Here is a 12,408-nt window from a genome sequence, read left to right as displayed (position 1 = left end):
CGGTCAGTTGGCGGCGTGGCACCAAAGGCCGCCTCTCGGCGCGCTTCGCCGCTGTCCGTGTCCGGGTTGCAGATGGCCCACCCCAGCGCATCCGCGACATGGGCGCTCAGCATCTGCCTGGCGAGGAGGTCTGGGTGATCGGCGAGCACCGCTCGACCGGCGAGCGCAAATACTACCTCTCCAACTTGCCCGCCGACACCCCGCTCAAGCAGATCGCAGGCGCCATCAAGGCGCGCTGGGTCTGCGAACAGGCGCATCAGCAGCTCAAGGAGGAACTTGGCCTCGACCACTTCGAGGGGCGCTCATGGACGGGTCTGCACCGACACGCGCTGATGACGATGATCGCCTATGCGTTCCTGCAATCTCGCCGCCTCAAACAAGCGGGAGGGGGAAAAAAGAATCCTCGGCCCACCGCCCCAACCGAGCCTACCCGCCGTCAGGCAAGCCATCCTCTCCGCGCTCGCGCAGCCGCCCCCAATCCGTTGTCCCCACTGCCGCAGAACCCTCTCCGCTAAAAATCTGCCAAAGTAGTGTTAGGTTCAAGACTCGATTCATAGTTTCTCGAAGGCGATGACAAGGACGTCACGATATGCGAACGGCATTTTCGGATTTTCGGTCACGATCGATGATACATCATGAAACGTCTTGCGGTCGTTGCAGATCACAAAATCATTTGGAAGGTTCATTTCGACATCGCCGAGGAACCGCTTTGAGGCATCTGTAATCGTGCTCATACCGCCGGTGACGTTAACCCGCCCGATCATGTGAGAAACGATGAAATCCACCCCGTCCTGATGGAGTCCCTCGGGTGCTGGTTTGCCGTTTACACCGTCGCGTGCAACAATCCGGTAGGGATGAAGCTTAATATTCCAACGATCATGTCCTGCAGTTTCACAAAAATTCTGCAGAAACCTGTCAGAATCTTGTTTAAGACAGATGATCGATAAAGGATTGTTCAAAGGGCTCAAAGTAGCGCTTGAAGCCGCCATTCAAAGTGGTTGATGGCTTTCGATTGCTCGTAAGGGGCATGCGGCAGGAGCCGAAAAATTCCCTCCACTGCGTCATATTCAAACGCACCATAGCGCCGGTAGCGATAGGTCCCGCCGTCACGCATGTATTCATCGAGAAGCAGTCGATTCCAAGACCCCCTGCATCATCCGCTCCCGTTTTCGCGGCGGCACATGGGAATTCTCCGCTCTGTTGTTCAACCCCTTGTGCGACCGGTGCTCGACGTCCGGCATCACCTGTCGCTTTGCCGCTCCATACGAGCGCAGCTTGTCGGTGATCATGCGCTTCGGCGCGAGCCCCTGCTTCTTAAACAGCCGCATCAGCAAGCGCTTGGCGGCTTTGGTGTTGCGGCGGTTTTGCACGATTTCGTCCAGCACATATCCATCCTGGTCGACGGCGCGCCACAACCAAAGCTTTTTTTTGCCGGCGATGGTGACGACCACTTCGTTCGGGTACCAGACATGATTCCGGCACGGCGGCTTGCGGCGCAAGCAGCGAGCGTAGTCCGGCCCGAACTTGATGCCCCACCGGCGAATTGTCTCATACGAAACCACGATGCCGCGTTCCAGCAGCATTTCCTCAACCAGACGCAGGCTCAGCGGAACCCGGAAATAAAGCCAGACCGCGTGGGCGATAATAGGCGGCGGAAATCGGGGGGCGTGTAGCTGACGGCGGGCGTATTCATGCCCCCCGGCGTCTATGTCGCAAATCTTGGCGATTGGTTTGTGTGACAAGCCCGCCGCAGGTCTCAACGCGTTCATATGCAGACAATGTGAAATCGCCCTATTCCGCCTTTTTTTACCGCCCCTTAAGTCCCTCGCTCGCATGCTTGTCGATGCCATTGAACTCATGGCCATCGGCCAAGGATTTCGAAAATATGTTTCCTCTCGCAGCAGAAACCGTGAGAGTCGCTGTAGGCCTAACGTTAAGGGGCTGGGAGAGAGCGGTTTGATTGGACGAAATGTGTACCGGAGTACCGAGTCATGAAGCCACGAGGTAATCTGGTCCGACTGAAGCAATTTCAGGTGAATGAGAAGCGGCGACAGTTGCAGCAGCTAGACATGATGATTGCCGATTTCGAACGCATGGCGCGAGAACTGGACTTCCAGATAAACGCCGAGGAAACGAAGGCCGGCATCTCCGATATCAATCATTTCGCTTATCCGACGTTCGCCAAGGCCGCCCGCCTACGTCGTGACAACCTCAAGAATTCGCAATCGGACCTTCTGCGGCAGAGAACCACAGCCGAGCCATGCCTCGCCGAGGCTGAAGCAGAGCTCTCCAAGGCGCAAATGCTAGAATCGCGCAGCGGCAGAGGCCACGACCTCGAACCCGGCAACCGAAGCGCCATGATCGGCTGAGCCGGACGGCTTCAGCGCGCCTCAATTCGCGACACCCGACTGGCCGTTGGCGCGTGTGTCGCCGCAGCGTGACAGCCGTCCCGGCCAGCTATCGCTGCATCAAGCCGCTGAAACTTTACAGTGCCGGGCACGCTGCTACCTCAATTTCCTTACCGCTCAATCAATGTGACAGCACCGATTCTTCTCAACCGCGGCATGCCTTAAATCGTCACTTGCGTTCCGATCTCGACGACGCGTCCGGTCGGGATCTGGAAATACTCGGTCGCATCGGCCGCCGTGCGCGCCAGCCCGATGAACAGCTTGTCCTGCCAGACCGGCATGCCGGAATTGGGCGACGCCTTGAGTGAGCGCCGCGACAGGAAGAAGGACGTCGTCATGATGTCGAACTTCCAGCCCTGTTTGCGGCAGATCGCCAGCGCACGCGGGATGTTGGGCTGCTCCATATAGCCGAAGGTCAGCGTCACCCGCATGAACAGCTCGTTGACGGTCTCCATCTTGACGCGCTCGCTGTCGGGCACGACAGGCTGCGGCGCCGTCACCACCGAAAGGATGACGTTCTGCTCGTGCAGCACCTTGTAGTGCTTGAGGCTGTGCATCAGCGCGGTCGGCGCGCTCAGCGGATCGCTGGTCAGGAACACCGCGGTGCCCGACACCAGATGCGGCTTCTTCTTCAGCAGATTGCCGGCAAGGAAATCCAGCGGGATCTCGTTCCGGCGCGTCTTGTCGAACAAATAGCGGGTGCCGCGTATCCATGTCCACATCGCCAGCACGATGGTGAAGGCTACCGCCAGCGAAGCCCAGCCACCTTCGAACACTTTGACGATGTTCGAGGCAAAGAAGCCAATGTCGATGAACGCGAATACCACTGTCAGGGAGATGGCCAGCCAGAGCTGCCATTTCCAGATGCGGCTCATGATCACGTACAGCAGCACCGTCGTCACCAGCATGTTGCCGGTCACCGAAATGCCGTAGGCTGAGGCAAGCTTGCTGGATTCGCCAAAGCCGACCACCAGCAGCATCACCACCAACGCCAGCAGCATGTTGACGCGCGGCATGTAGATCTGGCCGGACTGTCTTTCCGACGTATGTAGGATTTCCAGGCGCGGCAGCATGTTGAGCTGCACCGCTTGCCTGGTCAGCGAGAAAGCGCCGGAGATCACCGCCTGGCTGGCGATGACGGTCGCAGCGGTGGCGAGAACGACCATCGGAATAAGCGTCCAGCCTTCGTTCATCTCGAAGAAGGGATGACCGACCACGCCGTTTTTCGCCAGCACGAATGCGCCCTGCCCGGCATAGTTCAGCAGCAGGCAAGGGAACACGATGGCCAGCCAGGCGAGCACGATGGGCTTACGGCCGAAGTGGCCGAGATCGGCATAGAGCGCCTCGGCGCCGGTGACGGCGAGGAAGATGGCGCCGATCGTCACGAAGGCGACGTCTGGTGAATTGATCAGGAACGCGACGATATAATGCGGGCTGACTGCCAGCAGGATTTCCGGATCGGCGATGATGTGGTTGAGACCGGAAAGGCCGATGGCCAGGAACCAGACTGCCGTGATCGGGCCGAAGATCAGGGCGACGCCGCCGGTTCCAAACCGCTGTGCCGAAAACAGAATCGCCAGGATGACCAGCGTCAGCGGCACCACATAGGGCTGGAAGGTCGGCGTGACGACGTTCATGCCTTCGACCGCCGACAGCACCGAGATCGCCGGCGTGATGACTGCGTCACCAAAAAAAAGCGAGGCACCGACGATGCCGATGCCGAGGATCACCGCCGAGCGGGTCGGGAAACTGTTGCGCGCCAGCGCCATCAGCGACAGCACACCGCCCTCGCCGCGATTGTCGGCCCTGAGCACGAACATGATATATTTGATGGTGACGATGATCGTCAGTGACCAGATGATCAGCGACAACACGCCGAGGATGTCGCCACGGTTGGCGACTTCGCCCCCCGACGATGCCACCAATGCCTCGCGGAAAGCATAGATCGGGCTGGTGCCGATATCGCCGTAAACCACGCCGAGTGCGCCCAGCATCAGCACCTTGGTGCTGTGCTGCTCGACCTCAGAATGGCTCGATTGTTCGACGGGTTCTGCCTCGTTACCAGCATTGGTAAGGGCCATGGACGACACTCCGATAAGCGCGCGGTGCTCTACGCTTGCTGCACTGCAATATCAAGTGCCGTCACGTAATGGCTCCGTATGCGGACCGCATTTGTTGCCCCACCGGCGGATTGTCTCATACGAAACCACGATCCCCCTCCAGCGCCATTTCCTCGACCAAACACAGGCTCAAGGGGAACCTGAAGGAGAGCCAGACCGCATGGGCGATGATCTGCGGCAGGAAACGATGGCGCGTGACGCTCAACCTGCCCGACCTCAGCTGGAGTTTGCGACGGAACCGGGAAATATGCCGGACCAAGCTGACTGGTGACACACGAACGCATTATTGTCTTCCGGTCTGGCGGCAACAGTATCGGCAGGACGGCAAAGCTGACCGGCTGCTGCAGCGAAGCGCAGGTGAAGCGCGCTGGGCTCGACATCAGAAGGAAAGCGGGAAGCAGGAAATGTTGTCGCAAAAGTTGAGTTCTGCGAGGTGCAAAAGTCAGTTTGCAAATCGTCGCGACAGAGGCTCGGCAGCTCCCCGAAGTGGCCATTTCAGATTGCTTGCAGGTGCGGATAAAGTCCTTTATGCATCGGCACATGATCAAGTCCGCGCTCATCGCTGCAATCTATTATGCGACGCTTCCATAAGGAGCGGCGCGTTTCGATCATGCCTTGAAACAAGCCGCCGTCAGGCGGCTTTGTTCATTGAGAGGACCCCCTGGCGGCAATACCAGGAGGATTCCCTATGGCACTTCCCGATTTATCAACCGGTCATTCCAAACCATATTCGGCGGCTTTGAAGACGCTCATTGAGCGCGGCTATGTAAATCAAGGGACCGACCTGCCGGGTGTCGATGCCGCCTTTGAAGCAGGCGTCGTACCCGCTTACGCTGGTTTTGATGCGACGGCCGACAGTCTTCATGTCGGCCATCTTCTTCTGATCATGGCGCTTCGTCATCTTCAGCAGACTGGCCATAAACCCATCGTTCTCATTGGGGGTGGGACTACCCGCATCGGCGATCCCAGCTTCCGTTCGGAGGCGCGGCCGATGCTGACGGACGAGCGGATCGCCGCCAACATTGAAGGGATCAGAAAGGTCTTTGACCGTCTCCTTGTCTTCGGAGACGGTCCGACGGATGCCGTGATGGTGAACAATGCCGACTGGCTGGACAGCATTCGTTGGATCGACATGCTGAGAGACGTCGGCAGGCATTTCTCCGTCAATCGGATGCTCTCTTTCGACAGTGTGAAGTCGCGGCTGGAAAAGCAGGAGAATCTGAGCTTCTTAGAATTCAACTACATGATTCTCCAAGCGTTCGACTTCCTTGAGCTATCCCGCCGGACCGGTTGCCGTTTGCAGATGGGTGGAGCCGACCAGTGGGGGAACATCATCAATGGCATCGACTTGATACGGCGGACAGATGGAAAGGAAGTCTTCGGAGTGACTACGCCGCTTCTGACGACTTCTTCAGGTGTCAAGATGGGTAAGACGGCTGCCGGAGCTGTGTGGCTCAACGAAGATCGCCTTTCGCCATACGATTACTGGCAATTCTGGCGTAACACGGAAGACGCTGATGTCGTTCGGTTCCTGAAGCTTTTCACCGATCTGCCGATGGACGAGATCGAGCGATTTGGACAGGCTGAAGGAACCGAGCTAAACGCCGTCAAAGAACGTCTGGCCAACGAAGCTACGGCCCTGGCACATGGAACTAACGCCGCCAAACAGGCGGAGGCCACGGCTAGCCAAGCATTTGGGCAGGGCGAAGCCGCAGAGGGGCTACCGACGCTTCATCTAAATGACGCCGAGGGGTTGGCCGGAGTAGCCCTTGTGGATTTGCTGGTACGCGCCGGATTGACCTCCTCCAAAGGGGAAGCGCGAAGGGCGATCTCGGGACGAGGTGTGCGGATCAACGGCAACGTCGTCGAGGTGGATACAATGATATCGTCCCAAGACCTCCCGATCCGGCTTTCGCTCGGCCGGAAGCGCCACACTGTTGTGAAGTAGGGTTTCAGCAAATGCTGTCGCAGAAATTCTGCCCGCTTAGCGGATATTGCAGACATTCGCGTCGAGTTCCCTGAGGACTGTCGAGAGACATTCCTCAGGGGGTAGTTAGAGCCGGGCAAAGGCAGCAAACTGGCCGGGTGGGTGATTGGCTACTATATTGCGTGATGCATTAACATGTAGGAGGTCGAGCAGCATGTCACGCTTCCATGCGGCAATGGGCGGGCCGTTTCCTTTGATGTGATCGGCATTGACGGCGACCGCACACCAGGTGTCCACCTATTTTGGTGACGCCTCATGCATCAGAGCACTCAACAGTAAAAGGTGCGGGGAAATTCGCGCTTACTAATTAACTGCCAAGCGACACACGTTTCGCGCGCGGATCTGCAGATCATCTGTAAGCGCTATTTTCGCTGTTCTTGCGGCGCGCGGCATTGATGCTCAGAAACGTCGCCGGCGTGCCGCTGGAACCGGCCACCGAGGACGCTCTCAACGCCATTGCTGCCGAAATGGAAATCGGCCGGGCGGACCTCATTCAGATCGTGCTGCGGGAATGGTTGGAAACGAACGCCTATCTGCCCGTGCGCGAAATCGATGAGGAGAATGAAACGGACGGGAGCGCGTAAATGCAAACTTCCGCGATCACGCTATGCACGGCGAAGCTGCGACTCATCTATCGCTAAGGCGCGGCGGACCTGATGGCCTGTCGTATTCGTCGATGGCCATGGTTCGAGCGATAGGAACGCGGAACGCCTCCGTGGCGCCCCGAATGTCGTCATCATATACGGCTTGTACGCGTCCCCAACTGCCGCAGCTTTCATCGGCTGCGCACTTCGCCATCCGGACTTGAGACAGTGCCGGCTCTGCTTCGGTGCAACGTCCGCGATGGCGGCTCGATTCCTGGGCCAAGACTCCATTTTCGGGCGGCAATTCCAGCACCGACCTTGACCGAGTCATGCCGCATATCTGTTGGATGTCGCATCGTCGTAGCCCCGCTAAGCCGACCAGGCCTCCCGACCGCCGGATCGACAATGATGATCGCCTCTGGAGAATTGTTCTTGTTGTCGAGCGCGATGGTCTCCACCGTCTTGCCGTGCTCTATTTCCGCTCAGTCATGAGCAACGCCAGCCAGCCTGTCGACACTTTCGACGAGGTCCCGTGCCTTATCTGCATCGTGTGAAGGCTTTGTGGGTTCGCTCGGGCCGCGCCATCCCCAGCCTATCTTCCTTCACGCCCAACAGCGAAGCATCCAATGCTAATTCGTGAAGCGTCGAGAAAACAAAATTTGGCAATCAAGTTTCTGTGGCGCGACCTTTCCTGGATGCGACAGCCAAACAGCCTGACTTCCCCACTGGGAATGCTTGCTGCCTCGACCTCCCTCCGGCCGGCCGAACGCCCTTTGCGGTGCCGGCCGACGCATTCCGTGCCGGTGCCGGAGCCGAGGAGAGCCCGAGGCCTTCACCATCATCAATCCGCTATATGGGCCATGCGCTCACCAACGCGCTGCAGGACACAGGACGTGCCGTCCCACGGGGATTATTGAATCCCGCTAGGATTTAAACGCCATATCCAATCGCAGCCATCCGCTGAACGCAGCTATCGCCGTCGACGCGAACATCGAACAGAACCGACTCTGCGGTTTTTTCCGCAGCGTCAGCCACACGATCGCAGAACGGTCGATTGAGGTAACAGGCACAGCAATAATCGTGTTGGGGAACAACGGAGAACTTAGATGCGCGTCGGTAAACGGGGACACCGCCCTTTTGGTGGCGGAATTGGCTGCGTGGAATGCGTCTCCGCTGAGTTCCGAAGTCGGAGCCCGCACCCTCGGCATCGCCGACGGCGTCGAAGATTTCCAGGAAATCATTATCCGGCATTCCTAATATGCCGCCTCGCGTTTTGCCCTGAAAGCCGAGCCAGCGCTGATCCAGTTCGCGGAGTCTTCGCCCATGCCGTTCGTCAACGGCATCAAGGCTTCGCGGGAGCGTGTCGTCGCTCGGGACGACGAAGATCGCCAGAGCTTCCTGCGCAAGCGCGGCTTCTCCAAGGCGGAGACGACGAAGATCATCGATGCCGTGCTTTCGGAGGAAGGGCACCCGCCCGCCTCGATTTTATGTCGATATCGACATAAAATCGATTATGCCGACCGCTAAATTATGCCGAGCACCGAGGTACAATCCTTTGGTAAATCGGCTTCTTCCATGTGGAAGACTCGGCATAATTTTTGGGGCTAAATCGGCCGCAGAAATTGCGACTACGGCACAGATGCGCGAGCTTGGGCTAGCATTGCCAGAAGCTTGTCGGATGGCTTCCTGAAGCTGCCCTTCTGCACCGTTGGGGAGCCATGCGCGGCGAGTATGGCAAGCTTTTCAGCAGGATCGGCATGTAGGTATGCCTCCGTGCTCTCCAGGCTGGCGTGACCCAGCCAGAGCGAGACTTTACGGATATCGCCAGTGGCCGCCAGCGTGTGCATGGCGCAGCTATGCCGCAACACATGGGGCGTGACGTGCTTGCCGAGGATCGACGGCCGCTTCGCTGCGGCCGTCGTCACATGGAGGGCCAATCGATGGGCGAACCCATCGCGGGTCATCGGTTCCCCGTCGCGGTTTAGAAACACCTCCGGGGCTGGAACATCGGGCCTGATGGCCAGCCAAGCTCGCAGCACCGATTGGGTCTCCCGCCATAACGGCAAGACACGTTCCCGGCGTCTCTTGCCGACGATTTGGACTGTAGCGACCGATCGCTCCGCGAAATCCGTGAGACGCAGGGATAGAAGCTCCGAGACCCGCAGCCCGGCCGCGTAGGTAAGATGGAGCATAGCTCGATCCCTTGTGCCGCCTGGGGTTCGTGGGTTCGGTGCATCAAGAAGGGCTTGCATCTCTTCCTGCGTGAGATAATCGATCAAGGTTTTGTCAACACGTTTGGTCGGCAGGCTTCTGATCCGCAGCGCCTGGTCAAGACACGCGGGCGCCGTGTACTCCAGATATCGGAAGAACGACCGGATCGCCGCAAATCTGGCATTGCGTGATCGGGCGGCGTTGCCCCGCACGGCCTCGACGTGGTCGAGAAAGGCCAGGATCAGCCCTGTGTCCAGATCTTCAACGGTCAGATCGCTCGGTCTGCGTTTGAGCCGGTCGGCGGCGAACCGAACCAGCAGAGCAAAGGCGTGGGCATATGTTGAGACCGTATGCGGGCTGGCGTTGCGCTCACGGGGTAAATGATCGCGCAAATAGCTTGTCAGGTATGGAGCCAAGGCGGTCATTGCGCAGCCTCCGTAAATGCGGTCTCGCTTGCCATCGAGATGGCGCGCATCAGGACTGGCGTCGCTTCGAGATACCAATAGGTGTGGGCAACGCTGGCATGCCCCAGATACGTGCTCAAGGCCGCGATATGGTTGGCCACGGCCGTTCGATCATGCGGACAGCGCTCCAGCGACCTTACCGCAAACGTGTGCCGGAGATCGTGTAACCGAGGACCTGGTGTGCCAACGGTATGAGGACGAAGGCCCAGCTTACGCACGATCTCGACGAAGACGACATGTGCCCTTAGCTTGGTGGGCGCACGTCCTCGTCGGCTGATGAAGAGGTCGTTCGTTTTGCACAGGGTATCCTGGCGAGCCACGATATAGTTCGCCAATGCTTGCCGTGTTGAAGGTTGGATCGGGAGCAGTCGGCTTTTGCCGCCCTTGCCACGGCGGACGATGAGACCATCCGCTGTGATGTCGTCAAGCTGAAGTGCAAGGGCTTCGGAAACGCGCATACCCGTAGCGGCGAGCAGTCCGAAAAGGCAAACGTAGGTCTGGGAAACGATTGCGCCCGTCGGCGGGAGCTGCCGCGCCGCTTCGAGGATCGCAGCGATCTGGGAAGGATCGAAGATGTGCGGCGTCGGTCTCGGCTGTTTGCCGCGCCCGAAAGCACCTGCGGGAGGCACTTCATGCCGATCGTCCTCCGCGTTCATGAAGACACAGAACCGGCGAACCGCATCATAGGCAGATCGAGCCCGAACCGGCGATGATGCACGCGAACACCAATCCCGAACGCGGCTGACGCGCAAATGCTCGTCACCGAAGCCTTCGGTATACCGGGCGAAAAGGTAAAGCGTCCGGGCGACTTCCTTGTAGTTGAGACCGAACCTGCGATGGATGGCGACGTAGCGGTCGATATCTTGCGTCAGCATGACCGTGCCTCCGGCATGGCTGAGCGACGCGCATCAGCATATCGACATCGACCTTCGCATAAATCGCCGTCGTCTCAGGCGACTTGTGCCGCAGCACCGTGCCGACCGTTTCCAGACTGCCGCCACGCCGCAGCAGGGCCGTCGCCAGGGAATGCCGAAACATATGTGCGCCCGTCGGAACGCTCGTTATCCCCGCTCGATCCAGGACACGCGATACGATGCCCGCAATTGCAGACGAGGACACCAAACCAGAATACGGCGCCGATGCGCAGAGGAATACATAGTCGTTCGTCGCGAGCGACCTGCCACGGTCGAGGTAGTCGAGGATGGCGTCGCCGGCATCTTGCGGCAATGGTAGGGTGACAGATCGGCGTCCCTTGCCGTGGACCGTCAGCAAACCGTTCGGCCAGTCGATATCACCAAGCCGCATCGCCCGGATGTCACCGGCCCGCAGTCCAAGGCGGGCCAGCAATGTAATTATCGCTCGATCACGAAGCTCGACCGGCGAGCCGGTCGAGCATGCATTTATGATCTTCTCGATCGTCTCCGCTGGGGCGTAGCGCGGCAAACCGGAAAGTCTTGGGATGCGGGTGACCGGGACCGCCTGCATGAGTGCTGGACTGCATTGGTTCGAAGCTGAGAGAAAACGCAGGAAGCTCCGCAGGACCGTCGCTGTCGTTCGAATGGATGCGGGCTTCCGATCGGCGGATTGTTGGAGAACAATATCGCGAATGGCGCGGGGGGTGTAGGCAGACGGCTCCTCGCCGAGAATCGGCAGCCACCTCGACATCTCGCCGAGATAGCGATCCACTGTTGTGTCAGCCGCGCCGCAGTGTTGTTTAAGCCAAAAGCGATATGATTTTACGATGCCGAACTCGGGCGCGGACGCGCTCAGGATATTAGGTGGTAGAGCGGCTTCGGCCTTCAAATACGACAGGAAACGTTGCGCCCCGCGCCGCCGCTTCTGCCTCCCCGTCGCTGCCAGTTTGCCCGTCTTGCGCCACAGCCCGCAACGGCAATCGTGACTGACGAACCGAGCGACCGCGTCTTCGTTGATGTCTTCCCACGCAAGGCGCGACACACGGAGCCAGGCGGCAAAATGCTCGGCGCCCGAATACAGAACGCGGCGGGCACATGGATGGTAGCCGAGCGACGAAAGGCGTTCCTTATAGGACGACAGATGAGCAGCGAGTCCTTCAATCTCCTGTGGAACCGGGACGTAGCCCCGATCCTCAAGGAAACGGACGAAGCGCCGAACGCGACCGATGTACTCCTTGTTGCGCAGCGGTTCCGGGCGATAGCGAGGGCATGAGCACTGGTGTCTGGCGAAGCGATCTACGGTCGAGACATCGACATCACACAAGGAGATGCGCCGCACCCGCAACCAGTGCACAAAATGCCTCACGGCAGCTCCATAGGATACGAACACTGACGTGCCGCGCACCGGCTCCAGAAACTGTGTCAGTGCGTCCTTGATATCCGGATGGGCGACCGTCGCGGTCGGTCGTTCCGGCAATTTGCGGTTCGAGAAAGTCATTCTGTCCTCTCAGTTGGCTAACGAGAGGACCGATAATTATGCCAAGCAATCGATGTAGCTACGCCTTACCCGCGCGGCGCTTGCCGCCACTGCTCCGCATAATCCGGAGCTTGGCATAATCGATTTTCGACTTCGTGCAGGGCATTACACGGGTGGCGCGCGACAAGCCGCATCAGGATGTTCGCCTGGAGATGGAGGGCAAGGCCAAGAAGCTTCTCGATC

Annotated in this window: 10 protein-coding genes and 3 pseudogenes; 5 read left to right on the top strand and 8 right to left on the bottom strand. The window is 59.0% G+C overall.

What is annotated here, in order from left to right:
* The coding region (locus tag NKJ84_RS32000; protein WP_352509855.1) for a transposase at positions 1-515 on the top strand (515 nt) is incomplete at its 5' end.
* 36 nt (positions 516-551) lie between these two features.
* Here the strand turns inward: NKJ84_RS32000 and NKJ84_RS31995 are convergent.
* The 3 genes and pseudogenes from NKJ84_RS31995 to NKJ84_RS31985 form a co-directional block, all read right to left on the bottom strand.
* On the bottom strand, positions 552-989 hold the full coding sequence (locus NKJ84_RS31995) for a 2OG-Fe dioxygenase family protein (protein ID WP_352509854.1): 438 nt from the start codon (positions 987-989) through the stop codon (positions 552-554).
* Entirely contained in the window at positions 965-1,114 is a 150-nt protein-coding gene (locus NKJ84_RS31990; protein ID WP_352509853.1) for a 2OG-Fe dioxygenase family protein, read from the bottom strand. The genes NKJ84_RS31995 and NKJ84_RS31990 overlap by 25 nt, the downstream gene beginning before the upstream one ends.
* Before the next feature lie 34 nt (positions 1,115-1,148).
* Positions 1,149-1,693, bottom strand: a pseudogene (locus NKJ84_RS31985) (IS6 family transposase); the annotation flags it as partial.
* A 298-nt stretch (positions 1,694-1,991) separates the two neighbouring features.
* Between NKJ84_RS31985 and NKJ84_RS31980 the strand changes: the two are divergent.
* Positions 1,992-2,369, top strand: coding sequence for a flagellar export protein FliJ (locus NKJ84_RS31980; RefSeq protein ID WP_352451800.1), 378 nt, complete (start codon positions 1,992-1,994; stop codon positions 2,367-2,369).
* A gap of 200 nt (positions 2,370-2,569) precedes the next feature.
* Here the strand turns inward: NKJ84_RS31980 and NKJ84_RS31975 are convergent, their stop codons facing one another.
* The gene (locus NKJ84_RS31975; RefSeq protein WP_352509852.1) at positions 2,570-4,489 is read right to left on the bottom strand and encodes a potassium transporter Kup; all 1,920 of its coding nucleotides are present in this window, start codon (positions 4,487-4,489) and stop codon (positions 2,570-2,572) included.
* Positions 4,490-4,573: 84 nt separating this feature from the next.
* Positions 4,574-4,748, bottom strand: a pseudogene (locus NKJ84_RS31970) (IS6 family transposase); the annotation flags it as partial.
* A gap of 468 nt (positions 4,749-5,216) precedes the next feature.
* Here NKJ84_RS31970 and tyrS point away from each other — a divergent pair.
* The 3 genes and pseudogenes from tyrS to NKJ84_RS31955 all read left to right on the top strand — a co-directional run.
* Entirely contained in the window at positions 5,217-6,476 is a 1,260-nt protein-coding gene (gene tyrS / locus NKJ84_RS31965; RefSeq protein WP_352509851.1) for a tyrosine--tRNA ligase, read from the top strand.
* A 434-nt stretch (positions 6,477-6,910) separates the two neighbouring features.
* Positions 6,911-7,099, top strand: a complete 189-nt coding sequence (locus NKJ84_RS31960; RefSeq protein ID WP_352509850.1) for a hypothetical protein — start codon at positions 6,911-6,913, stop codon at positions 7,097-7,099.
* A gap of 1,119 nt (positions 7,100-8,218) precedes the next feature.
* Positions 8,219-8,584: pseudogene (locus NKJ84_RS31955) on the top strand (hypothetical protein); the annotation flags it as partial.
* A gap of 143 nt (positions 8,585-8,727) precedes the next feature.
* Here the strand turns inward: NKJ84_RS31955 and NKJ84_RS31950 are convergent.
* The 3 genes from NKJ84_RS31950 to NKJ84_RS31940 all read right to left on the bottom strand — a co-directional run bounded on the left by NKJ84_RS31950 (position 8,728) and on the right by NKJ84_RS31940 (position 12,186).
* On the bottom strand, positions 8,728-9,735 hold the full coding sequence (locus NKJ84_RS31950; RefSeq protein ID WP_352509849.1) for a tyrosine-type recombinase/integrase: 1,008 nt from the start codon (positions 9,733-9,735) through the stop codon (positions 8,728-8,730).
* Entirely contained in the window at positions 9,732-10,430 is a 699-nt protein-coding gene (locus NKJ84_RS31945) for a tyrosine-type recombinase/integrase (protein WP_352509847.1), read from the bottom strand. The genes NKJ84_RS31950 and NKJ84_RS31945 overlap by 4 nt, the downstream gene beginning before the upstream one ends.
* Positions 10,431-10,533: 103 nt before the next feature.
* Complete coding sequence (locus NKJ84_RS31940; protein ID WP_352509846.1) at positions 10,534-12,186, bottom strand: site-specific integrase; 1,653 nt, start codon at positions 12,184-12,186, stop codon at positions 10,534-10,536.
* Positions 12,187-12,408 lie beyond the last annotated feature (222 nt).

The sequence above is a fragment of the Mesorhizobium sp. M0048 genome, assembly GCF_040323405.1.
In the GTDB taxonomy this organism is placed as follows: domain Bacteria; phylum Pseudomonadota; class Alphaproteobacteria; order Rhizobiales; family Rhizobiaceae; genus Mesorhizobium.
This window is presented reverse-complemented; position numbering and strand designations above follow the sequence as displayed.

Excerpts from the sequence above, each read along its gene's own strand:
- NKJ84_RS31995 (WP_352509854.1), bottom strand. The coding sequence starts at position 989 with ATGGCGGCTTCAAGCGCTACTTTGAGCCCTTTGAACAATCCTTTATCG.
- NKJ84_RS31990 (WP_352509853.1), bottom strand. The coding sequence starts at position 1,114 with ATGCGTGACGGCGGGACCTATCGCTACCGGCGCTATGGTGCGTTTGAA.
- NKJ84_RS31980 (WP_352451800.1), top strand. The coding sequence starts at position 1,992 with ATGAAGCCACGAGGTAATCTGGTCCGACTGAAGCAATTTCAGGTGAAT.
- NKJ84_RS31975 (WP_352509852.1), bottom strand. The coding sequence starts at position 4,489 with ATGGCCCTTACCAATGCTGGTAACGAGGCAGAACCCGTCGAACAATCG.
- tyrS (WP_352509851.1), top strand. The coding sequence starts at position 5,217 with ATGGCACTTCCCGATTTATCAACCGGTCATTCCAAACCATATTCGGCG.
- NKJ84_RS31960 (WP_352509850.1), top strand. The coding sequence starts at position 6,911 with ATGCTCAGAAACGTCGCCGGCGTGCCGCTGGAACCGGCCACCGAGGAC.
- NKJ84_RS31950 (WP_352509849.1), bottom strand. The coding sequence starts at position 9,735 with ATGACCGCCTTGGCTCCATACCTGACAAGCTATTTGCGCGATCATTTA.
- NKJ84_RS31945 (WP_352509847.1), bottom strand. The coding sequence starts at position 10,430 with ATGAACGCGGAGGACGATCGGCATGAAGTGCCTCCCGCAGGTGCTTTC.
- NKJ84_RS31940 (WP_352509846.1), bottom strand. The coding sequence starts at position 12,186 with ATGACTTTCTCGAACCGCAAATTGCCGGAACGACCGACCGCGACGGTC.